We start from the raw sequence: 23,513 nt of genomic DNA, 5'->3' as shown, positions 1-23,513 counted from the left end.
TTACTGCCCCCGACGACGGCGGCGGTTGATCAACAGCAACGCCACCGCCGAGACAGCGACGACACCGCCGATTTGCAACGGCCACTTATAGGGCCGCAGAACCGAACGTGTCGCGTCAGTCGCCTGGGTGACATAGCGTTTGCTGGCGTTTTCGAAGTCGGGATAAGGGCACTGGTGACCGAAATCCACCGCCCAATCCACGTAAGGCCCTTCTTTCACATAGCGTTGGTACAGAGCACGTTGCTCTTCAACGCTACTGTTCCAGCCCGCCGCCGCGCACAGCACCGCCGCAAAGGCCTGGCTGGTGTGAGGCAAATTATGGGCGGCGCGACTGGCCAAAGACGTGGCCACAAATCGATAGTGATAGCGCTCATCGGGTTTGGCGGCGCTGGCCTGTTGGCGCTGGACTTCACCTTCGGCCACCAACGGTCCGACCTTCAGCTCAGTGTTTTCGAGGCTGTAACTGCCTCCAAACGTGGCGTAGTCCGGGGCCATTTCATAACCAAGGATATCCATCCCCCATTCGCGCGCCGTCCAGGCGGCATTGAACAGGGCGGAGGCACGTTTGGTCGGCCACCACGCCGCATCAGCCAGCTGTCGTTGTTGCGCATACAGTCGGGCTTTTTTCTGTAGATCGGTATTGTCGAAGTACCCCAGCGCTTCGTCATAGCGCTCTTCGCGCAACAAACGCCGCCCCAACAGATTGCGCAATTGTGCCGCTACCGGCAACGGCACGTAGTTGTCGCGTTCCTGCTGGGTTAACGGTGGTGGCGCGGGCACTTGCGTGTCGACGTAATGCTTGAGTTCATCGACAGTCAGCACCCGTTCAGCAACCGTCGCGGCATCGAACCAATAGATACTTTGGCTGCGATAGAGCTGATCGAAGGCTTGCAGATAATCCCCGCGTTGCAGCGCAAGAATCGCACTTTCACCCTCGACCCGGCACTTGGGTTGAAGCGTTTCGTAATCGTAGTCTGGCGTGCGGCGCTCACCCCATGATTCATTCTGCGGGAACGCCTTCGCCGCCTTGGCATACGCGGTAGCCGCCGCGTTTTTATCGCCCTCGCGCAACGCCAGTTTCGCCCGCAGCCACCACGCCAGGCCGCCGTCACCGGCGTGTTCAAGGAACGTCTTGGCGCTGGCGTAATCACCTTGTTGATAATTCATCGCGGCCAGTCGATCCGCGTTATCCAGGCTGCCGCGCGTGCTGCTTTGCAGCAGTTTGATCAGCTTCAACTCGTTCGGCGGTTGATCACCAAATGACCAGCCCAGGCGACTGATCAACGACGCGGTAACCAGTTGTTGCACCGGTTTACCCTGAAGCAAGGTGCCCAGTTGATCGTCAGGCATTGCCAGCAGGTCCGCCATCAGCAACTTCAACGAGCTGTAACCCACCGCCGAACCGTGAAGATTTTGCGTGGCGTAGAGTTCGATGGCGCTGTTCCAGTCACCCATGGTTCGGGCCACGCGCGCTTCTTCGCCAAGGCTGGCGACCCCCAGCTCCAGCGGGTCGCTGAAACCGTCGATGCTCAACTGACGGGTCTGTTCGAACGCCTTTTTCGACGGTGCCAGCAGATCGGACGGTGCCCCTGCTTCGCTGCTCCTGGCAAACAGCGCCCGCCCCAGCGAATAGGCAGCCCAGGTGCTGCGCAAGGCGCGTTGGTCGGCCGGCAGCGCCAGCACTTTCTGGAAGTAATCGGCAGCCAATCCATGATCGCCCGCACTGAACGCCACAGCCCCCGCCAGATAAAGTTTGAGCTCGGCTGGCAGGCTCGCGCCTTGCTCTTCGACCTGCTGTGCATCCGTCAGGCTGCGCAGTTGTTTCACCAGCGCTTGCTGCTCCGGCGTCAGCCCGGCCTGCTCGGCCGAATCGCGCTGTTCTGCGTAGTCGGCCGCTTCCATGGGGTAGGGCGATTGCGCGACGTTCTTCAGCCCTGCAATAGCGTGCCCGAGACGATTGATCTCAAACTGAAAGTTACCTTCCGGCAGCTCCGCCAGCGACTGGCTTCGGTTGTCCAGCAAACGCATCGGGAAGTCCGGCCCGCAGGCCAGCGCCGTACCCAGCGGCAAGCTCAAGCTCAGGCAGAGCAGATGGCGGGGCCAGTTACGGGTAAACATTCGAACCTCCTTGATCAATTTTTGTGCAGCGCGCCCAACCGATGGCTCGCTGCCCACCGGCCGCTATCCGGCCGTCGCGCAGGCGGGTGAAGGTAAGCAGATCCGCGCTCTGATGCAACGCATAACCGGCCAGCGCATCGGCCCCCTCACACCCTTGAACGGCCAGGGTCACGCGTTCGGGCCAGGCGCTGTCGAGGTTGCCTTGGTTGCTGACGCTGATGTCATAGAGGGCATCTTGCGCACTAAGTTTCACACTCAAGCGACTGTCGAGCGTGTCCCCGCGTGCCACAGCGCCAAGCGTCGTCAGGCTCCAGGCCCGACGGTCACCCGCCAACGGCAGGCGAAACCAGATCAGGCCAGCCAGATGCGCGGGCGGATCGGCGCGCAAATCCGTGGCGAGTGTGCGCAGTTGCAGCGGATCAGCCAGCAGTTCCCGACGCTCGCCTCCCTGCTCCAAAGGAACCTCGCTTTCCACCACGGGTGCGCCACTGGCGCCGGGCAACAGCGCCACGCCATAGGCCGGCAGCGCCAGATAAAAAGGCTTGATGGTGATGCGACTCCAGCCCCTGGCCCACTTTCGTGCCTGGTCCGGATCGAACAGCCCAAGCCGTGGATCGCTCACGGCGTGCACTTGTAACACGCTGCTGTCGACGGCCGATAAAAGCGCCGGCAGCTCAGCGCTGTCCAGCCAGGCCGGTAACGCCGTGATGCTCAGGGATAATGTCGCGGGTAAAACCGCACGAAGATGCGTCAGAAATTCTCGATAGGCCGGGAGCCGGGCCACGCCCGCATCGTGGTCAATCTCCACACCGGACAGCGTCAGCCCCTGGCCTTGCCAGTCGCCAAGCACTTGCTGGATTTGCGCCGTGACTTCGTCCTGATCCAGCGCCTTCAATTGACCGTCAAGGCGAATCACCGCAATCAGCGGCCGACCATCGCGCTTGAGCAGGTCCGGATCGATTCGCGCCCGACGCCAGCCGGCTTGAGGAAACGCCTGCAAGGCCAACACCCGAAGGGTCGAAAAATCCGCGCGACTGTCCTGCAGGGCGGCGTCATGGGCTGGCGTCCATTGCCGTTGCCAGACGTAGAGTTGTTGATCGAGCGGTGGCGCGTCTTGATGCTCGCAACCGTTGAGTAGCACCAACGCCGCCAGCAAGGCGATCAATCGAGTGAAAAACAATATGAGAAACCTTTGAGCCAAAGCGAACCTTTGTAGCAGCTGCCGAAGGCTGCGTTCGGCTGCGTAGCAGTCGTAAATCCTGAGTGTACGGTCTATCTGAAAAACCGCAGCGCCTGATTTTACGACTGCTTCGCAGCCGAACGCAGCCTCCGGCAGCTGCTACAGGGGCCTTTATGCTATCGGCTTACGGGCAATGATCACCTGACTTTTCGCCACGACTGCATCCAGTGCCTGCTTGATCTGTGCGCCGCGAGGCGAATTCAGAACGGCTTGCCAAGTGTCGGCCCAGTGGTTGAGCAGCGGATGGTCGGCATTGCTGAAATCGACCTTGGCCTCCCAGAACAGCAGCATCCACATCGACCAGTAAAAACCGTACTGGCTGTGGCTGAGCACTTCCAGGCCAGAATCGCTGACCATCGTCTTGAACTGTTCTTCGCTGATGATGCGAATGTGGTTGGGCTTCTGGAAATACTCCGGTGCGGCGATGTCCTTCTGCAGGTCTTCGGAGCTGGGGTGTGGAACGCTCAGCAAATACAGCGCGCCCGGCTTGCCGACACGCACCAGCTCAGCAAGGAACTGCGCCGGGTCGTCCACATGCTCGATGACCTCGGTGGACACCACGCGCGTGGCCGTCGCGTCGGCAATCGGCAGCGGGTTGCAGTCGGTGACGTGGCATTCGACATCCCGCGCCGGGGTGTCGCCGAGGCGCTGGCGGGTGGCTTCGACCTTGGCCGCGTCGATGTCGGCGATGATGATTTTCGCCCCGCGCATGCCGCAGAAATGCACGTTGCCACCGTCACCACAGCCCACGTCCAGCAACGTGTCTTCAGCGGTTACCGGGAAGCCGGTGAACAGCTCGCCGGTTTGCTGATTGAACCAGCCGCTGAGCATCGCGTCGTGCAGGCCGAGCATGTAAGGGTCGACCTTCTCGATCTTGTCCGCCACCGGCTGCGCGGGAGCGGGTGTGGCCGCCGTGAGTTTCTTCAAAAGGCTCAGCATGAGGTAGCTCCAGAGGATGGGACGGCGGTTCGGGCGGTGCCCAGGCGTTTGACCAGCGAGGCACCACGGTTGCGCATGGGCATTTCGATGTAGCGATAGTTGAGTTCGCTCAGCAGCACGATCAGGCCGCCAGCCATCAGCAACATCAGAATCGGATGGCCAGCCGGACTGGGCAGCCCGGCAGCCTGTAGACGAAAAATGAACTCACGAACCAGCAAGTAGGCCGGGATATGGATCAGGTAAATCCCGTAGGAACGGCTGCCGACCCACGTCATCAGGTTCTTGAACACGCTGCGCGGCAACAGGTAATCGCGGTTGTAAGAGGCGATCCAGACCAGCACCGCACACAACACTGCAATCGCGCCGATCCGATAATGGGTGAAGGTGAAGCGATCAGTGGCCATGAAGCTGAGCAGCAGCGACACCGCGATCAGTGCGGCAACACCCGCCCATGGACGACGCAAGAATGTTGGCTCCCAGCGCAGGTAGGAAGGTTGCGCACTCCACATCGCCAACAGCACGCCAAGGGCCAGTGCATCGGTGCGAACCACCATCAGAATCGGTGTGCGCAGGGTGAACAATTGCACCGCGACCAGCGCCAGCAAGGCCCACACCAGGTGCTTGCGGCAGACCAGAATCAACAGCGGAAACAGCAAGTAGAACTGCTCTTCCAGCGACAGGCTCCAATACACAAAACTGGTGCCATATTCATAGTGAAAGAAGCTGTCGGCGAAGCGAAAGTTGGCGTATTGCGCCACGCCCGCAAGCGTCGCCTGCAGGTTGGCGTGCAGCGTTCCAAACGCCCCGGAACGATTTAAAAAGAGACAGGCCAGCAGCATCAACGCCAGCCACAACCAGGCTGACGGCAGCAATCGAAAGGCGCGGCGCAGCCAGAAATTACGCGTCTGCTGCCAGTATTCCTGACGCGTGCTGCAACCTTGCAACGCCGGGATCAAACTGCGGGCGATAACAAACCCCGAGATCGCGAAAAACAGATCGACGCCCCACCAGGGTTGACCCAATGCGGTGATGGTTTGCAGCAACGGCACCGAGGCGGCGAACAGGCTGTCTTGCAGGTGATGAAACAGCACGCCGAGCACCGCAATGCCGCGCAATAACTCGATGTCCATGATGCGCTTGTCATTGTTCATGCCGTCCTCCTGGACGTCGCATCGGCCTCAACCGGTTTGCGCGCGATGATCACTTGGCTCTTGGGCATGAACTGATCCAGCATTTGCTTGATCGCCAGGCCGTTGGGTTGCGCCAGCAAGTCCTGCCAGGTTTTCGCCCAGCTTTCCATCAGGGGCGGGTAAGGTGCCTGGATCCGGTCACGCACCGCGCCACCCAGATCCCGACCGGCGGCCCGCTCACTGGCCCAGAAAAAGATCATGCCCATCACCCAGAAAAATCCGGTGGCCTGACGATGTTCGATCACAAGACCGGCGTCCTCGACTAACGCGGCGAAGCGTTCAGCGGTAAAAATCTGTACGTGATTGGGCGCCTGGAAGTAGCCCGCAGGGGCGATACCCTTCTGCAAATGCTCACCGACCGGCGCAGGAACGCTTAGCAGATACAGCGCACCGGGCCGGCCCATACGCACCAACTCGGCCATGAACGGTTCCGGTTGCTCGATATGCTCCAGCACCTCCATGCACACGACTTTGCTCGCGCAACCATCGGCAAGCGGAAGTGGCAAGCTGTTGCTGACCAGACCGAGATTTGCTTTTTCCGACTGCGCGTCCACTTGCCGCGCCAAATCGCGGACCTTGTCGTGTTCACTGTCGGTGAAGATCACCGACGCGCCTTGACGCACCGCAAACAAGGTCGCGACACCTTCGCCGCAACCGACATCCAGCACGGTGTCGTCGGCAGTAATGGCAAAGCCCTTGAGCAATTCACCGCTGTCACCCGAAAACCAGCCGTCATGCATGGCATCGTGCAAGCCCACTTCTCTGGGCGAAACACGGGATGGCTCAATCGGCAACGGCGCGGGCTCGGGTTTCGTCTCTGCAAAGAAACGTCTGACCAATGCGCGAATCATGTTTCGGGGATTTCCACGGTGCGGGATTCGAACAGCCGATCAAAAAACCCTTTCAACCGCTGCTCGGCAGTGGCCTGGCTGCAGAATTTCTTGAGACTGGCCACGGCATGCACGGACATCTGTGCATAACGCTCGGAATCCCCCTTGGCCACGTCATAGCTTGATTGATAAGCCCGGCACAGCGACGCCCAATGGGTGACGTAACGCAAAGTCCGGAACGCCCTGCGCGGGTCATGAGGCCAGGCCGTCAGCTCATCGGTGGAGTCGATCAGGAATGCATTCTCGGCATCCAGGTAATCGATCATCGCAGTGGTCCGTGGCGCCACCGCCGGTTTGCCACAGGACATGAACTCCATCAGCGGCAGGCACTGGCCTTCACCGTAGGACGTGTTGACCACATAACTCGTAGCTTGCACCAACTGCTCATAGTCCGCGTCAGCCAGATAGCCGTAAATCAGCACGACCCGGCAGCGGTAAGACTGGTTTTTGTACAAGTGGTGAAGGATGTCGGTCAGCGCTGCTTCAGCATCGTGGTGCGTGAGTTTGAGCACCAGCGTTGCATCGTCCACCTCGCGAAACGTCACGCAAAAGGCACTGAGCATGTCTTCCCAGTTCTTGCGCCCGTCACCGGGGTTGAACACCGAGGTGTAAATCACGCCGTCGAGGACCAGTTCGTGTTCACTCGCAGGGGCCTCGAAATCAATCCCCACACCTTCACGCAATTGCGCGGGGCCGAAGGCTCGCAAGTCGAGTTCACGGCTGTCTGCCAGCAACCCCCTGAGCTTCAACCGCACCTGGCTGGCCAGGGGCTGACGTTGCAAGTGGGCGCCGCGCTCGGAAAACCGGTCCCACACCGGGGCCGGTACTGCAATGATCGGATAGTCGGCGCCCATTGCCTCGCGCACCGCATTCACGGTGTAGCTGGAATGCGTAATCGCCGCACCGCAGGCGCGCAACACGGTGCGCCAGTCATTGAGCGGGTCACCGGCAAAAGGTTCATTGGGGATGGTGCTGAACTCCCACGCGAATACCGGCAGCGTCGGGCAAGTGAAATTGACTGGCGTGCGATGCGGCGGCGAGAACGACAGGAACACGCACGCTTCACCACGGGACAAACAGTCCAGGTACAAGGCATCGACTTCGGTCTGCGGGTCGCTCACTTCCACCACTCGCCCCAGCCGTTCCAGCACGGGTCGGTATTCCTTGAGCACAAAGTAATAGCTGTACTCCGAGCGGCCAAGGTTCTGGGCAATGGTGTGCTGGTTGGTTTCCGAATGAATGATGATCAGCATGAGGCGTTATCCGTCACGGTTGCTGTCGGCAAGACCTGCGGCGCCAGCCCGAAAAAATCCGCCATGCGTTGCTGAACCGGGGCGAAAGCGCAGTAATCGTGCATGCGCTCGACCGCGGCGAAAGACATGCGCTGGTATTCCTGCGGTTGTTCCTTGGCCAGGCGGTAACTGTTTTCGTAAGCGATTTTCAGCGACCCCCAATCCGGTCGGTGGCGCAGGGTGCGGTAGATGATCCGGGTGTCCTGCGGCCAGATGGTCAGCTCTTCACTGGACTTGACCACAAACGCCACGCGCTCATCGATGTAGTCCTCCATGGCCGTGTGGTCCGGTGCGATCACCGGTTTACCACTGGCCATGAACTCCATCAACGGCAGGCACAGCCCTTCACAGCGCGAGGCATTGACGTAGTAACTGGCGGCTTCGTACAGCCGTGCGTATTGCGGATCATCCAGGTAGCCGTGCATGACCACGACCCGACAGGCGAACGGCGAGAGCTGCGCGAGCAACGTCATCAATTCGTCGTAGTAGGACGACAGGTCGCTTTGGGTAATCTTCAGCACCAGCGTCGCGTCAGCCGTTTCGCGGAACGCCCAGCAGAACGCGGTGATCAGTTGATGCCAGTTCTTGCGACCGTCACGCGGGTTGAACACGGTGACGTACACCACACCCTCAACCTGCGTTTCGACCTGGGCGGTGGTGTCCGGCCACTGTCGCGGTTCTGGCTCGGGCACTGCAATGGTCTGCGGGCCGGCGATGGCCGGCAACCAGTCGGCCAAACGTGCATGAGCAGCATCCGACAGCAGGTCGCGAATTCCTTCCCAATACCATTGGCTTAGAAGTTGAGTGCGATGCACCGGGACCGGCAGCGATTGACCTTTGTCCAGGCGCCACATATGCAGGTAATGGCGAGCAATCACAAAGCGGCGCTTGAGCGTCAGCGGCGGAGGTTTCAATGCCTCCAGTTCCGCTTCACGTGCGGCCAGTTCCTCGGCGGTCGGCTCGACAGGAATCAGTGCATCGGCGTTAAGCCCGAGGGTGCGCGTATCGAAGATGCAGCCCTTGATGTCCAGGGTCGAGCCGGCGTTGATCGGGACGCTGGTATGGCGACTACGGATGTCGGCGAAGTTTTCCCACAATGGCGTCGGTAATACCAACACCGGGAAGTCTTCACCCATGGCCCGACGAATGGCCCGGGCCGTGTGGCTGGAGAGCGTAATAACCCGCCCCTGCCGTGCCAACATGTGCGTCCAGTCCTGACGCGGATCGTTATCCCACTGTTCATCGGGAATCGAATCGAACTCCCAGGCCACCACGCAGATTGTCGGGCACTCAAGGTCGTTCGGGGTTTTCTGCGGCGGCGTAAAAGACAGGAACAGGCAGTCTTCACCCGCAGCCAACAGTTGCTTGTAGAGGGGATCGACCTCAGCGGTGGAGGACACCACATGCACCCGCCCAAGGCTTTCGAGCACAGGGCGATACGCCTTGAGCACGAAGTAGTAACTGTATTCAGGACGACCGAGGCTCTGACTGATCGAGCTACCGTTAACGTCCGAGTAAAGAATGAAATTCATGGCATCCCACGATGAAACCGCCATCCCGGCAGCTCCACTCTATGACGGCGAAGCCACGGATCGAGCGGCGTTCGCCAGTCCTCGCCCATCGTCTTCTTGCCCGTCTACGTTCTTGTTTTAATGGTCGGATTCGCGGGGTCTCGAAGCAACCCACACGAACGCCGGTTAATCGTGACGAGGGGCATTCTAAACACATCCATTGAGGATTCGTGAACCGCCCGGCGAGAATAAATCGGGCTACGCTAACGAGAACTGACCGGTCACGGTTGGACCTGTTGAAATTGCCGAGCAATTGGCACAGATTGGCTACCAAACAACTACAACAATGTGTTTCGCCTGTCTTTCGACCCTGCAATCCAACCGGTCTGTCAGACATCTCCGCAAAGCCTGTGGGGGAATGGACGAAATGAATGACCAAGGGGCCGCTGTTTGAAAAAGCGTCTGTTCGTTACGGGTCTCAGTGGATTCGTAGGACAACACATCCAATCCCGCCTGAACGCTGAGGCCTCGGAATGGGAGCTTCTGCCTGTCGCCACCCGTTACGATCTCGGTGAACCTGGCAGTCTCGAAGGCCTGTGGCCCGAGATGCCCGATGCGGTCATTCACCTGGCCGGCCAGACCTTCGTCCCCGAAGCCTTTCGCGATCCGGCACGCACGCTCAACATCAATCTGCTCGGCACCCTGAATCTGCTGCAAGCCCTGAAGGCCCGAGGTTTCACGGGTACGTTTTTGTACGTCAGCTCCGGCGACGTTTACGGCCAGGTCATCGAATCCGATTTGCCGATTACCGAGCTCCAGCCACCCTGCCCTCGCAATCCTTATGCCGTGAGCAAACTGTCGGCAGAATTCCTCAGCCTGCAATGGGGCTTGAGCGAAGGTTGGCCCGTACTGGTCGCCCGCCCGTTCAACCACATTGGCACAGGCCAGAACGAAAGCTTCGTGATCGCCAGCGCTGCGCGGCAAATCAACCGCATCAAGCAAGGCCTGCAAGCCCCGCAACTGGAAGTCGGCGACATCGACGTCACGCGCGACTTCCTGGATGTAAACGACGTGATTTCGGCTTACCTGGCGTTGCTGGAAAAAGGCACGCTGGGACAGGTCTACAACATTTGCTCGGGGCGCGAGCAAAGCATTCGCAGTTTGATCGAGCAAATGGGGGACCTCGCCCAGGTCGACATGGAATTGATTCAAGACCCAGCGCGCCTTCGCCGCGCGGATCAGCGTCGCGTTTGTGGCAGCTCTGCCAAGCTTGCCCAGACCACAGGATGGACGCCTGAAACCACAACACAACAATCCCTGCGGGCGATCCTGTCCGACTGGGAGACACGAGTACGACAAGAATGACTAAAAGTGCACTGATCACAGGGATCACCGGCCAGGACGGCGCTTATCTGGCCAAACTGCTGCTCGACAAGGGTTATAAAGTCCACGGCCTGGTCGCGCGGCGCAGCAGCGATTCGCGCTGGCGCCTGCGTGAGATGGGGATCGAGGGCGACATCGTTTACCTGGACGGCGACATGGCCGACGCCTGCTCAGTGCAACGCGCGGTCATCAAGTCCGCCCCGGACGAAGTCTACAACCTGGCAGCGCAAAGCTTCGTCGCTGCCTCCTGGGACCAACCGGTCACCACCGGCATCGTCGACGGTCTGGGCGTGACGCACCTGCTCGAAGCCATTCGTCAATTCAGTCCGCACACGCGTTTTTATCAAGCGTCCACCAGCGAAATGTTTGGCCTGATCCAGGCCGAGCAGCAGGACGAAAACACTCCGTTCTACCCGCGCAGCCCATACGGCGTGGCCAAGCTGTACGGCCACTGGATCACCGTGAACTACCGCGAAAGCTTCAACCTGCATGCCAGCAGCGGGATCCTGTTCAACCACGAATCCCCCCTGCGCGGCATCGAGTTCGTGACCCGCAAAGTCACCGACGCCGCCGCACGCATCAAGCAGGGCAAACAGCAGGAACTGCGCTTGGGCAACATCGACGCCAAACGCGATTGGGGTTTTGCCGGCGACTACGTCGAAGCCATGTGGCTGATGCTGCAGCAAGACAAACCCGATGATTTCGTGGTCGCCACCGGCATCACCACCACGGTGCGCGAAATGTGCCGGATCGCCTTCGAGCACGTTGACCTGAACTACCGCGACTTTGTGAAAATCGACCCGGCATTCTTCCGCCCGGCCGAAGTGGAGGTGCTGTTGGGCAACCCGGCCAAAGCTCAGCGCGTATTGGGCTGGAAGCCAAAAACCGATCTGGATACCTTGATCCGCATGATGATGGATGCGGACATGAAACGCGTTGCCAAGGAGTAGGCCATGCTGATTCCTGTGATCCTCTCCGGCGGTGCCGGAACCCGTTTGTGGCCGGTGTCCCGCGAGGGCCATCCCAAGCCGTTCATGACCTTGCCCGACGGGCAGTCGTTGCTGGGTAAAACCTACCGGCGTGCAGCAGGCTTGCTCGATGGCCGGGGCGACATCGTCACGGTGACCAACCGCGACTATTACTTCCAGAGCAGGGATCACTATCAGGACGCGCAGCTAAGTCGTCATCGCGGCCACTTCATGCTCGAACCGACAGGTCGCAACACCGCCCCGGCGATCGCGGCGGCAGCACTTTCCCTGCAAGCGCTGCACGGCGACCAGGCCATTATGGTGGTGATGCCCGCCGACCATTTGATCGTCAATGAAACCGCCTTCCAGAGCGCCGTCGAACACGCGGTGGCGCTTGCCAAGGATGGTTTCCTGGTGACGTTCGGCGTGGTGCCGACGGCGCCAGAAACCGGTTTCGGCTACATCGAAACGGGCGCGGCGCTGGACGGCAAAGGCGCCGCCAAGGTGCAACGCTTCGTCGAAAAGCCTGACCTGCAAACCGCGACTCATTACCTGGAAAGCGGCAACTTCCTGTGGAATTCCGGGATGTTCTGCTTCTCGGTCGGGAGTGTGCTGGCGCAATTGCAGCTTCACGCCCCCGAGTTACTGGCGCAGACACAGTCCTGCATGACAGCGAGTCGCCCGGTAGAAACAGTCGGGTATCTGCAACAGGAACTGTGCCCGACGCTGTTCGCCGAAATTACCGACATCTCCATCGATTACGCCTTGATGGAGCGCTCCGACAAAGTGGTCGTGGTGCCCGCCGGATTCGACTGGAGTGACATCGGCTCTTGGGGCGCAGTGGCGGCATTGGTACCGGCGGATGCGCAAAACAACCGCGCCAGCGGCGATGCAGTGTTCGTCGACAGCCACAACAACTTTATCCAGAGCGAAGACCGGCTAGTGGCTGCCGTGGGTGTGGATAATTTGATCATTATCGACACCGCCGACGCGGTCTTGGTGGCCCATGCCGATCGCGCGCAGGACGTGCGCCGGGTGGCCAAGCAGCTCAAGGACAAAAAACACGAAGCCTATCGCCTGCATCGAACGGTCAGCCGCCCCTGGGGCACCTACACCGTGCTCGAAGAAGGCCCGCGCTTCAAAATCAAACGCATCGTGGTCAAACCCGGCGCCAAGTTGTCGCTGCAGATGCACCACCATCGCAATGAACATTGGGTGGTGGTCGAAGGCATGGCCAAGGTCACCAACAACGGCACCGGCACGCATCTGGTGGCCAAGAACGAGTCGACGTTCATTGCCGCCGGTCACAAGCATCGCCTGGAAAACCCCGGCGTGATCGACTTGGTGATCATCGAAGTGCAAAGCGGCGAATACCTGGGAGAGGACGATATCGTTCGCTTCGAAGACCAATACGGCAGGACGGTTTGAATGCTGCTTTCTTTGTACCGCTCGCTGTGGGGCTATCGAGGGTTCATCCTCGGTAGCGTCAAGCGAGAGTTCCAGGCGCGTTATCGCAATTCGCTGTTCGGTGCCTTGTGGACCGTGCTTAACCCGCTGTCGATGATCATCGTCTACACCGTGATCTTCTCCCACATCATGCGCGCCCGTTTGCCCGGGGTGGATGACGGCCTGGCTTACAGCGTCTACCTCTGCGCCGGGTTGCTGACGTGGGGTTTGTTCGCAGAAATCACTGTGCGCAGTCAGAACATGTTTCTGGACAACGCCAACCTGCTGAAGAAAATCAGCTTCCCGCGGATCTGCCTGCCGGTCATCGTGCTGTTCAACGCCGGCATCAACTTCGCGATCATCATCGGGCTGTTCCTCGGCTTTCTGTTGATCACCGGGCGACTGCCGGGCATGGCGCTGCTGGCGCTCATTCCCCTGTTGGCGTTGCAAGTGATGTTTTGTGCCGGGTTGGGGATGATTCTTGGCGTATTGAATGTGTTCTTTCGTGATGTCGGGCAATTTTTCGCCATTTGCCTGCAATTCTGGTTCTGGCTGACACCGATCGTGTACCCGATAAGCATCCTGCCCGAATGGGTGCAGCGCCTGCTGCAACTCAACCCGCTGACCAACCTGATGACCAGCTACCAGAACCTGTTTCTTTACGGCCAATGGCCCGTCTGGAGTTCGCTGCTGCCGATCATGATCGCCAGCGTCGTGTTCTTCGTCATCGGGCTGCGCCTGTTTCGACAGCGGGTCGGCGAAATGGTGGATGAACTCTGATGGGGCACATACGCGTCACAGGCCTGGGCAAGGCCTACAAGCAATACCCCAATCGCTGGAGCCGACTGGCCGAGTGGCTGATACCGTTTTCGCCGATCCGTCATCGCCAGCACTGGGTACTGCAAGACGTGGCCTTCGAGATTGCTCCCGGCCAATCGGTGGGCATCGTCGGGGTCAACGGCGCGGGCAAAAGCACCTTGCTGAAGATGATCACCGGCACCACCCAGCCCACCTGCGGCACCATTCAGCTCGAAGGCCGCGTCGCCGCCCTGCTGGAGCTGGGCATGGGCTTTCATGCGGATTTTACCGGCCGGCAGAATGCGGTCATGGCCGGGCAATTGCTGGGCATGCAGGTCGAAGAAATCGAAGCATTGATGCCCGAAATCGAACACTTCGCGGAAATCGGCGAAGCCATCGATCACCCGGTGCGCACCTATTCCAGCGGCATGCAAATGCGCCTGGCATTCAGCGTGGCCACTGCTCGGCGCCCCGACATTCTGATCGTCGATGAGGCGCTGTCGGTGGGTGACGCCTATTTCCAGCACAAGAGTTTCGACCGCATCCGCAACTTTCGCAAAGCCGGCACCACGCTGTTGATCGTGTCCCACGACCGCTCGGCGATTCAGTCGATCTGCGACTCGGCGATCCTTCTGGAAAATGGCCGCATGGCCATGCACGGCACGCCCGAAGCAGTCATGGATTACTACAACGCCCTGCTCGCCGAGCGTGAAGGCCAGACGGTACGTCAGGAAATGCTCTCAGGCGGCCAGGTCAGTACCATTTCAGGAACTGGCGAAGCCGGGATTTTGAAGGTGCGCCTGCTGGACGAACACGGCCGCTCCATCGATGCGGCCGAAGTCGGCCAGCCGGTGGTGCTGGAGGTGGACGTCGAAGTCCGCCAGGACATCGAACGGCTGGTGCTGGGCTTCATGATCAAGGATCGCCTGGGCCAGGCCATGTACGGGATCAATACCCATCGTCAGGATCAGGCACTCAATGACCTGAAGGCCGGGGAGCGTGTGACCTACCGTTTTGCCTTCATCATGGGACTGGGCAAGGGTAACTACTCGGTAGCCCTGAGCCTGTCCCGGCTGGATTCGCACCTGGACCGCAATTTCGAATGGCGGGACTACGGATTGGTGTTCCACGTGATCAATAACCGCCACGAAGACTTCGTTGGGTGCTCGTGGCTGGGGGCGAAAACGACCATCACCCGGTCCGCCGCGTCGCTGATTTCGGAAAACACACCATGACGCGCCTACTGGTTGAATGTACCCATGTATTCCAGCACCCCAAGGTCAATTCGGGCATCCAGCGGGTGGTTCGCAACGTCATCAATCAGCTACCGGAATCGGTCGACGGTGTTGAATGCATTCCGGTGGTGATGCTCAACGGAAAACTCTACCGAGTGCTGATGCTCGGTGCGCTGAACATCCCGTTTTTCGATGCCTTGATGATCTTTGGCGGACGGCTCGGGCGCCTGGCTCACCGTTTCTGGCAACTGCATCAACGCCTGCACAACCGCAGCCACTCGCGGGTGATCAAGCGTTTGCTGCACGTGGCCTACCGGGTGACAGCGGTCACCTGTTTCAGCCTTCCGCTGCGTGTGATCGAGGGCATCAACCAATATCAACTGCCCAAGCGTTGCACACCGCTGCAGCACCAGCCCGGGGATCAACTGGTGCTGCTGGATTCGTCCTGGCACACCGACTTTTTCCCGTTTGCCGAACAGCTCAAACGTGAAGGCGTGGGCATCGTTTCGGTGATTTACGACCTGATTCCCGTGACGCATCCGCAGTTTTACGACGCGCGGCTGGTGCAGGTGTTCAACGAGTGGTTCGACTGGATCAGCAAAACTGCCGATGGCTACGTGGCCATTTCCGCCACGGTGCGCGATCAGGTGCGTGAAGAATTGCAGCGCCGCCTGGGTCCGGCCAAGGCCAGTGAGTTGTGGTTCGATTATTTCCACCTCGGCTCCGAGCTGGACCTGAGCGAAGCCACGGCCGCCGTCGAGCCGCGCCTGACGCGCCTGTTCAAAACGCCGGAACCAGTGTTCCTGATGGTCAGCACCATCGAACCGCGCAAAAACCACGATTACCTGCTGGACGCTTTCGAACTGGCATGGGCGGCGGGTTCAAAAGCACAGCTGTGCATTGCCGGGCGAATTGGCTGGAAATGCGACGCTCTGCTCGCCCGGGTACGCAACCATCCGCAACTTAATCAACGCCTGTTCATGTTCAATGACCTGAGCGACACCAGCCTCGAACACGCGTACTCCAACGCCAGCGCCCTGGTGTTTCCATCCTGGGTCGAAGGTTTCGGTTTGCCATTGGTGGAAGCCATGCAGCGCGGACTGCCGGCCATGGGCAGCGATATTCCGATCTTCCGCGAAATTGGTGGTGAGTTCATGGCGTATTTCGACCTGGCCGAGCCGCAAACGCTGGCCGATCTGGTCGCACGCTTCGAAAGCAGCGGCCAGTTCCCGGCTGCCCGCGACGTGGCGGATTGGCACTGGATCGGCTGGTGTGAAGCCAGCGCGCAATTGGCCGAACACACCCTGCGCAATCTTATTGACGTGCCGCTCGTGCAAGAGAGGCAACATGCGAATTGCCCTTAATGCCCGAATTCTTCAGGCACCGCGTACCGGTATCGGCCACTACGTCGCCGAACTGGCAAACGCCCTTGCGAGTGAGCCGGATGTTGAACTGGCGTTGTTTCATGGCTGGGGTTGGAGCTCGGTGCTGCCTGAGGCGGCCATGCCCGGTTATTCCCGACTGACGCCGCTTCTGCGCCAGATTCCAGGGGCCTATCAGGCTCGGCGCTGGCTGGAGCAGAAGCGCTTCGATCAAGGTCGCGCGCAAGAAATCGACCTCTACCACGAACCGAGTTTGTGGCCACTGTCGTTCGACGGGCCGACGGTCATCACCCTGCATGACCTGACGCACCTGCACTACCCCGACACGCAGCCACCCGCGCGTTTGCGGGAAATCGAACGGCGCCTGGCCGACGGTGTACGCCAGGCGAGTCTGATTCTGACCGACTCGCAGTACATTGCTGACGAAGCCCAGGCACATTTCGGGTTACCGGCCGAGCGATTTGTCGTCGCCCCACTCGGTGTAGCTGCACGCTTTCACCCCCGGTCCCCCGAAGACATCGACACCGTACTCAAGGCCCATGGCGTCGAGGCGCGGGAATACTTCCTCTGTGTTGGCACCCTGGAGCCGCGCAAGAACCTGACCCTGGCCCTGCGCGCCCACGCCCGACTACCCGAATCGGTGCGTCAGCATTTTCCGCTGCTGATCGTCGGCATGGCCGGCTGGCAGCGCGAGCAGTTCAGCGAAGAACTGCATCAGTCCCTGGCCTGCGGGCATGTCTGTTTGCTGGGCTATCTGCCTGACGAGCATGTCGCGCAGCTATTGGCCGGCGCTCGGGCGTTGATTTTTCCGTCGCTTTACGAAGGTTTTGGCCTGCCGGTACTGGAGGCCATGGCCTGTGGCACGCCGGTCATTCTGACGCGACGTTCGGCCATGCCCGAAGTGGCAGAAACCGCGGGCAACTATATTGAGCCTGATGATCCCGACGGCTTGCGCGATGCAATGAGCCGTCTGATCGACGATCAAGCGCATTGGCAAGCATGCTCGGACGCCGGATTGCGACAAGCGAGGCTTTTTACCTGGAAACGCTGCGCGCACGTCACGGCCAGCGCCTACCGCCAGGCTATGGGAGGTTGAATGCGAGTTCTGCATTTTTTCAAGACATACCTGCCTGACTCGGTCGGCGGGATCGAACAAGTGATATTCCAGTTGTGCGAAAGCGGTGCCCAGCACGGCGTTGAAGGCAAGGTGCTGACACTCAGTGCCGATCCGACCACGCCGGTGGTGCAGCTTGGTCATCACGAGGTTCATCGGGCGAAGCTCGACATTCAGTTCGCCTCCACGGGATTTTCCTGGAGCGTCTTCAAACAGTTTCGCGAGTTGGCGGCCGAGGCCGACGTGGTCAATTACCACTTCCCATGGCCGTTCATGGACCTGGTGCATTTCGCCAGCGGCCTGAACAAACCGAGCGTGGTGACGTACCACTCGGACATCATTCGCCAGAAACACCTGCTCAAACTTTACCGCCCCTTGATGAACCGCTTCCTGAACAGCGCTGACCGGATCGTCGCGGCGTCGCCTAACTACTTGCACACCAGCGATGTGTTGCAACAGTTTCAGGACAAGACCCGCGTGATCCCCTATGGCCTGAACAAGGCAGGTTATCCACAGCCTGACAGCCGTCGAATGGACCATTGGCGGCAAAAGCTTGGGGATAAGTTTTTTCTGTTTGTGGGGGTGATGCGCTACTACAAAGGTTTGCACATCCTGCTCGACGCCTTGAAGGACCTGGATTACCCGACGGTGATTGTCGGCGCCGGCCCACTGGAAACAGAACTTCACGCCCAGGCCGCCGCGCTGGGTTTGCGCAATATTCATTTTCTTGGGCGTCTGGGCGACGAAGACAAAGTGGCGCTGCTGCAACTGAGCTACGCCATCGTGTTCCCGTCCCACCTGCGTTCCGAAGCGTTCGGCATCTCGCTGCTCGAAGGCGCGATGTATGGCAAACCGATGATCTCCAGCGAGATCGGCACTGGCACCAGCTACATCAACATTCACAACGAAACCGGGCTGGTGGTCCCGCCGAGTCATCCACAGGCATTCCGCGAGGCGATGCGCACGCTGTGGGAAAACCCGACGCGTGCAGCAGAAATGGGCGTGAAGGCTGAGGCGCGTTATCGGCAGCTGTTCACCGCGGACGAAATGGGCCGCAAGTGGACCGAGTTGTACGAAGAGCTGCTGGAAGAAAAGTCCCTGTCCTACGCCTGATTGCTGATTGCTGTTGTGGGAGCCGGGCTTGCCCGCGATGGCGGTTTAACATTCAACATTGATGTTGACTGACACTCCGTCATCGCAGGCAAGCCCGGCTCCCACAAGAATTTGCTGTATCAGTGGGATCAGCGGTGTGGCGCGGCTTTGGGGATTTCGAGGTTATCGAGCATCCGGTTCGCTGCCAGCTCCGCCAGCATGACGATCTGTTGGATAGCCATCGCCGTATTTCGGTGCGGGCCTTCCAGATAGCCGGCAAAATCGCTGGCCATCACGTTGGCCTGGGCCAACGATTCACAAGTGTGGGCCAGCAAGTCTTCGTCTTTGATATCGGGTGCCAGCATGAACATCGTGCTGGGTTTGCGCGTGGTCGGTGATTTGAGGGCGGCGGGATTGAGGTAGTGATTCAGCGCGCGTTCGGCGGCTTCGTTGAGTTTTTTGGAGTCGATGGATTCGTAGGGGGAAACGTCGTCGGTTTCCGGGGGATTTGGGGTTTCTTTGATCATGGTGACACTCCAAGTAAGTAATGGAGCTGCCACTAGTCGCCGCGAAACGAAGGAAGGTGGCAGCTGTGCACGGGTTCGCGGACCGAGCTACTTGGAAACCCGGCATACCCAAAGGTATCCCGCGCACAGCCACCATGAAATCAATCGACAAACTACGAAGGAGAGTCGGTTGAGGGCGGTGATTATGCACCAAGTAAGCTAATTCGGGCCGCGAAGCCCGGTCGCTGATATGCAGCGACCCACAAAGCCTACCCCTCCGGCTTCCGACGCAACAACCGCTAGAACCTGTCGGAATCCTCCTCAAAAAACGCCACAGCTGTAGGACGAGCATGGATTTTTCAGACTGGCCTCGATCCCTTGTAGGAGCTGAGCTTGCTCGCGATGGCGGAGTGTCAGTCAACATTGATGTCCACAGACACACCGCCATCGCGAGCAAGCTCAGCTCCTACAGGGATTGACGGGTTAAATATCCAGCACCAGCGGCTGCGAACCCTGCGCCGGCACGGCACAACAAATCAGCACTTCCCCCACACCGGGGATTTCTGCCGGCGCCTGTGGATAAGTCACCTCGCCGCTGATCAGGCGAGTCTTGCAGGTCCCGCAGGAACCGCCGCGGCAACTGAACTCCGGACGCAATCCACGGCTTTCCGCCAATTCCAGCAGGCTGCCGCTGTCGGGTTTCCAGCGCGCCTCTTTGGCCGAGCGCTCGAATACCACCGGCACTGACGTGGTGGCGACCGGAGGTTGTTCGATGACCACGGCATCCGGGTCGGGTATCCGGCGCAACGTCGACGGGCCAAAGGTTTCGGCGTGAATCCTTGAATCACGAATGTCCATTTCCCGCAGGCTGTCGTACATCGCCTGGGTAAAACTGCCCGGGCCGCAGAGGACAAAATCCAGCTGATCGTAGTCTTCCACCTCAACGATGCTCGTGAGCAAATCGGCATCGATTCGCCCGGTCAGGTCGAAATCTTCACCCTCGCGGGCATCGGGCTCTGGCTGACTGAGCAGACGCAGCACTCGCACCGAGTCGCCGAGGCCGTCGAGCAAACGGTTCAGCTCCGGGCGAAACGGTTGATCGGCCAAGGTCCGCGAGCTTTGGAAGAACCACGTCGGGCGGATGCTTCGCGTACGCAGGCCTTGATAAACCACCTCGCGCACCATCGACAGCAGCGGCGTAATGCCCACGCCAGCGGCCAGCAACACCAGCGGCCGCCGCTCATGCGGCGCCACGGTGAAATGCCCTTGGGGGGCGCGGGCTTCCAGCACATCCCCGACCTTAATCCGGTCATGCAGGTGTGATGACACCAACCCGTCACGTTTCACACTGATGCGGAAAAAATCATCCGACGGCGCACTCGACAAACTATAAGTGCGGATATGCACCTCACCACCGATGTTGAACCGCAGCGGCAAATGCTGCCCGGCTTGGAACACCGGCAACCCGGCGCCATCGGCGGCCTGCAGGTAGATCGAGCGGATGTTTTGGCTTTCCGCCTCGATACGCACCACCTGCAGTGGGCGCCAGCGATCCCCCAAGGCCTGGGCTTGCAAACGCGCGTTGGCCTGCGCCCAGGTGCCGGTCAGCAGACTGGTGGGCGACACGCCGTCAAAGCGCCAGCGCAAGGCCAGCGCTGCCGGCCGACGTACCACGTGTTCGACTTCGAAGGTCCATAGCCGCTCGGCGCCTTGGAAGGCTTCGATCTGCGGACCGTCGAGGATGATGTCGGTGCGCCCGCTGAGGTGCAGCAGGTCGCCTGTATTGAAATCGATGAACAACAGACCGGCGCGAGGATTGATCAGCAGATTGCCCAGCGTATTGAAATGCAGGTTGCCGGCGAAGTCCGGGATGGTCAGGCGATTACCGTCTACCTGTACGAAACCGGCCTGCCCGCCTCGGTGAGATACATCCACCGAGCGCTGACCATCGACGTCCACGTAACTGGCGACAAAGAACGTGTCCGCGTCGACGATCATGGTTCTGGCGGCGTCATCCAGATCATTCAATTGCTGCGCAACGCGGCTTGAGGGATCCGCCAATGGCACCGAGCGAAACTGGCGCAACTGAATGTACTGCGGGCAGTTGCCGAAGGATTGTTCCACCGTCACCCCGAATCCGTTGGCCGTTACAGCGCCCACTCGACCATTGAGGCGATTGCGACGCCGGGTGTGCAACTCGATACCCAGCAGCCCGATGGCGGCACCGTCTTGCAGTTGTGCGGGGTCATCGGCGCCCGGCAAACGGTCGAACTGCAACAGTGCGGGGTCGGGGGAATGTGCAAAGCCTGGAGGCCCTTCAAGAATGCTCGCCCAGGGATTGCCCTCGGCATCGACGGCGCCGTACAGCATGAACGGCAGTTGCTGATAGAACGTGCGGTGCTGATCCGGCATTTGACTGCGAATCACCCGCCGACCGAACGCCTCCATTCGCTCGGCAACCCCAACATGAGCCTGCAACTGTTTCTCGCCGACGTGCCAAGGTGAATGTTCCATAACGGTTTCTCCCCTGCGCCTATCGCGCACAGTGAACGGCCCGAGTGAGTCGGGCCGTGAGCATCAGGCGGTTTTTTGCAAACCGGCCACCGTGCGCGGCATGCCGACAAACCCCGGCAAGGCTTCAATACGCGCCAGCCAGGCGCGGATGTTGGCGTAGTCGTCCAGCGAGACATTGCCTTCCGGCGCATGGGCGATGTAACTGTAGGCGGCGACATCGGCGATGGTCGGCTCACTGCCGGCCAGGTAGGGCGTCGACGCCAACTCGTGGTCGATTACCTTGAGCACGGTGTGGGAATAAGCGATCACCTCTTGCGCGTTGTATGGCGCGCCAAACACCGTGATCAATCGTGCTCTGGCCACACCAAAGGCAATCGGCCCGGCGGCCGCCGACAGCCAGCGCTGAACCTTCGCCGCGCCGACCGGATCGGTGGGCAGCCAGCGACCATTGCCATATTTATGTGCCAGATAGACCAGGATGGCGTTCGAATCGGCCAGCACCACACCTTGATCATCGATGACCGGCACCTGACCAAATGCGTTGAGCGCCAGGTAATCCGCTTGCTTGTGCGCGCCCTTGGCCAAATCGACAAAGATCAACTCGGTCGGCAGGTGCAGCAAGGACAGCATCAGCTCCACGCGGTGAGCATGGCCGGAACGAGGGAAGTTGTAGAGTTTGATCGCTTGCATGGTCGACTCCGTCGAGTGGGGCGCCGTTCAGGGAAAGATCAGCACCAATGGCCGCTATCTTCCACCCGCAACCAAAACATCAGAATAACCAGCAAACGCAATCCATTATTTCAACCAGCGAAACAATCCTTTAGCCGCTCAGCGCCGGATGTTCGCGCAGCGCCTTCACCGCAAAGTCCACAAAACTACGGACCCGCACCGGAGCCTTGCGTCCCCCTTGGTAGACCACATGAATGGGCAGTGCCGGCAGTTCGAAGTCGGCCAGCACGATTTCCAGCTCACCGGCCGCCACCTTGCCCGCCACTTGATAAGACAGGACCCGGGTGTATCCCAGGCCCAGGCAGGCCGCCGTGATCGCCGCTTGATTGGCGGTGACCACAAGGCGCGGTTCCGGACGAACGTTCAGCGGCTCGCCCGCGTCAAGAAATGGCCAGGTCCTGAGCTGCCCAATCGACGAGGTCGCAATGATGGGGGCGCCATTGAGCTCATCCGGGTGACGTGGCCTGCCACGGGCGGCCAAAAACGCCGGCGACGCACAGATCACCCGCCGTACTTCGCCCACGCGAATCGCGTGTTGATTGCTGTCAGGCAGCTCACCGATACGCACCGCGACATCAATGCCCTCTTCGACCATGCTCACCACCCGGTCGAGCAGCAAGGCATTGATGCCGACTTCTGGAAATTGAGTGAGATAACCGACCATGACCGGTGTGACGAATAACTCACCAAACAACACCGGCGCCGTGATTGTCAGTTGCCCACGCGGCTGGGCGTGACTGCCGGCTGCCGAATCCTCCGCTTCCTGCACCTCGGCCAGAATTCTCCGACAATCCTCCAGGTAACGCTGCCCGGCCTCGCTCAAGTGCACGCTGCGGGTGGTGCGTGTCAGCAACAAGGTGCCAATGCGCTTCTCCAGCGCCGCCACCGCTCGGGTGACGCTGGCCGCCGACAGGCCCAGACGTCGCGCCGCCGCCGAGAACCCCTGCTCTTGGGCAACCGCGGCGAAGACCTGCATTTCCTGGAATCGGTCCATCGGGCATGCCCTTTATCCGGATAAAAATCAGTTGACGAGACTTCGCTCATCGACAGCCTGTACTAGACATTTTCACCCGAACACGCGTCCAGTTTTTTTTCAAAAAAAAGGGAGGGCATCCATTGCCCTCCGTTCATTTTTCACGCTTGTTGCGGCATTACTGACCAGTTCC

At 60.0% G+C, this 23,513-nt stretch carries 19 protein-coding genes; 8 read left to right on the top strand and 11 right to left on the bottom strand.

Annotation, left to right across the window (positions count from 1 at the left end):
- From BMS17_RS12040 to BMS17_RS12010, 7 genes are all read right to left on the bottom strand, one after another.
- On the bottom strand, positions 1-2,118 hold the full coding sequence (locus BMS17_RS12040; RefSeq protein WP_077430987.1) for a hypothetical protein: 2,118 nt from the start codon (positions 2,116-2,118) through the stop codon (positions 1-3).
- Positions 2,105-3,301, bottom strand: a complete 1,197-nt coding sequence (locus BMS17_RS12035; RefSeq protein WP_077432180.1) for a DUF3142 domain-containing protein — start codon at positions 3,299-3,301, stop codon at positions 2,105-2,107. Before BMS17_RS12035 ends, BMS17_RS12040 begins: the two co-directional genes overlap by 14 nt.
- Positions 3,302-3,469: 168 nt before the next feature.
- Positions 3,470-4,297 (bottom strand): class I SAM-dependent methyltransferase, encoded by an 828-nt coding sequence (locus BMS17_RS12030; RefSeq protein WP_046030847.1) that lies wholly within the window; start codon positions 4,295-4,297, stop codon positions 3,470-3,472.
- Positions 4,291-5,448 (bottom strand): acyltransferase, encoded by a 1,158-nt coding sequence (locus tag BMS17_RS12025; protein ID WP_046030849.1) that lies wholly within the window; start codon positions 5,446-5,448, stop codon positions 4,291-4,293. Before BMS17_RS12025 ends, BMS17_RS12030 begins: the two co-directional genes overlap by 7 nt.
- Entirely contained in the window at positions 5,445-6,338 is an 894-nt protein-coding gene (locus BMS17_RS12020) for a class I SAM-dependent methyltransferase (RefSeq protein WP_046030851.1), read from the bottom strand. The genes BMS17_RS12025 and BMS17_RS12020 overlap by 4 nt, the downstream gene beginning before the upstream one ends.
- Entirely contained in the window at positions 6,335-7,630 is a 1,296-nt protein-coding gene (locus BMS17_RS12015; RefSeq protein WP_077430986.1) for a glycosyltransferase, read from the bottom strand. The genes BMS17_RS12020 and BMS17_RS12015 overlap by 4 nt, the downstream gene beginning before the upstream one ends.
- The gene (locus tag BMS17_RS12010) at positions 7,624-9,225 is read right to left on the bottom strand and encodes a glycosyltransferase (RefSeq protein ID WP_046030856.1); all 1,602 of its coding nucleotides are present in this window, start codon (positions 9,223-9,225) and stop codon (positions 7,624-7,626) included. The genes BMS17_RS12015 and BMS17_RS12010 overlap by 7 nt, the downstream gene beginning before the upstream one ends.
- 405 nt (positions 9,226-9,630) lie before the next feature.
- Here BMS17_RS12010 and BMS17_RS12005 point away from each other — a divergent pair, with 405 nt between their 5' ends.
- Genes BMS17_RS12005 through BMS17_RS11970 form a run of 8 tightly spaced genes read left to right on the top strand, consistent with a single transcriptional unit; the run spans position 9,631 to position 18,619 of the window.
- Positions 9,631-10,545 (top strand): GDP-mannose 4,6-dehydratase, encoded by a 915-nt coding sequence (locus BMS17_RS12005; RefSeq protein ID WP_077430985.1) that lies wholly within the window; start codon positions 9,631-9,633, stop codon positions 10,543-10,545.
- A complete protein-coding gene (gene gmd, locus BMS17_RS12000) occupies positions 10,542-11,513 on the top strand; it encodes a GDP-mannose 4,6-dehydratase (RefSeq protein ID WP_046030862.1) in 972 nt (323 codons plus the stop codon). The genes BMS17_RS12005 and gmd overlap by 4 nt, the downstream gene beginning before the upstream one ends.
- A 3-nt stretch (positions 11,514-11,516) precedes the next feature.
- On the top strand, positions 11,517-12,959 hold the full coding sequence (locus BMS17_RS11995; protein WP_046030864.1) for a mannose-1-phosphate guanylyltransferase/mannose-6-phosphate isomerase: 1,443 nt from the start codon (positions 11,517-11,519) through the stop codon (positions 12,957-12,959).
- The gene (locus BMS17_RS11990; protein WP_046030866.1) at positions 12,960-13,757 is read left to right on the top strand and encodes an ABC transporter permease; all 798 of its coding nucleotides are present in this window, start codon (positions 12,960-12,962) and stop codon (positions 13,755-13,757) included.
- A complete protein-coding gene (locus BMS17_RS11985) occupies positions 13,757-15,010 on the top strand; it encodes an ABC transporter ATP-binding protein (RefSeq protein ID WP_046030867.1) in 1,254 nt (417 codons plus the stop codon). The genes BMS17_RS11990 and BMS17_RS11985 overlap by 1 nt, the downstream gene beginning before the upstream one ends.
- Positions 15,007-16,374: a glycosyltransferase family 1 protein gene (locus BMS17_RS11980; RefSeq protein ID WP_046030869.1), complete on the top strand. Its 1,368-nt coding sequence runs from the start codon at positions 15,007-15,009 to the stop codon at positions 16,372-16,374. The genes BMS17_RS11985 and BMS17_RS11980 overlap by 4 nt, the downstream gene beginning before the upstream one ends.
- Positions 16,358-17,488, top strand: coding sequence for a glycosyltransferase family 1 protein (locus BMS17_RS11975; protein WP_046030870.1), 1,131 nt, complete (start codon positions 16,358-16,360; stop codon positions 17,486-17,488). The genes BMS17_RS11980 and BMS17_RS11975 overlap by 17 nt, the downstream gene beginning before the upstream one ends.
- Positions 17,489-18,619, top strand: a complete 1,131-nt coding sequence (locus BMS17_RS11970; RefSeq protein ID WP_046030872.1) for a glycosyltransferase family 4 protein — start codon at positions 17,489-17,491, stop codon at positions 18,617-18,619.
- Positions 18,620-18,747: 128 nt separating this feature from the next.
- Here the strand turns inward: BMS17_RS11970 and BMS17_RS11965 are convergent, their stop codons facing one another.
- The 4 genes from BMS17_RS11965 to BMS17_RS11950 all read right to left on the bottom strand — a co-directional run bounded on the left by BMS17_RS11965 (position 18,748) and on the right by BMS17_RS11950 (position 23,341).
- The gene (locus tag BMS17_RS11965) at positions 18,748-19,125 is read right to left on the bottom strand and encodes a DUF6124 family protein (RefSeq protein WP_046030873.1); all 378 of its coding nucleotides are present in this window, start codon (positions 19,123-19,125) and stop codon (positions 18,748-18,750) included.
- 462 nt (positions 19,126-19,587) lie between these two features.
- On the bottom strand, positions 19,588-21,618 hold the full coding sequence (locus tag BMS17_RS11960; protein WP_046030874.1) for a pyridoxamine 5'-phosphate oxidase family protein: 2,031 nt from the start codon (positions 21,616-21,618) through the stop codon (positions 19,588-19,590).
- Positions 21,619-21,681: 63 nt separating this feature from the next.
- Entirely contained in the window at positions 21,682-22,308 is a 627-nt protein-coding gene (locus BMS17_RS11955; protein ID WP_046030876.1) for a glutathione S-transferase family protein, read from the bottom strand.
- A gap of 130 nt (positions 22,309-22,438) precedes the next feature.
- Entirely contained in the window at positions 22,439-23,341 is a 903-nt protein-coding gene (locus BMS17_RS11950) for a LysR family transcriptional regulator (RefSeq protein WP_046030877.1), read from the bottom strand.
- Between the last annotated feature and the right edge of the window lie 172 nt (positions 23,342-23,513).

Source organism: Pseudomonas sp. C9 (assembly GCF_002000165.1).
Classification (GTDB): domain Bacteria; phylum Pseudomonadota; class Gammaproteobacteria; order Pseudomonadales; family Pseudomonadaceae; genus Aquipseudomonas.
Note: the sequence above shows the minus strand (reverse complement) of the source record. Positions and strands in the feature narration are given on the sequence as shown.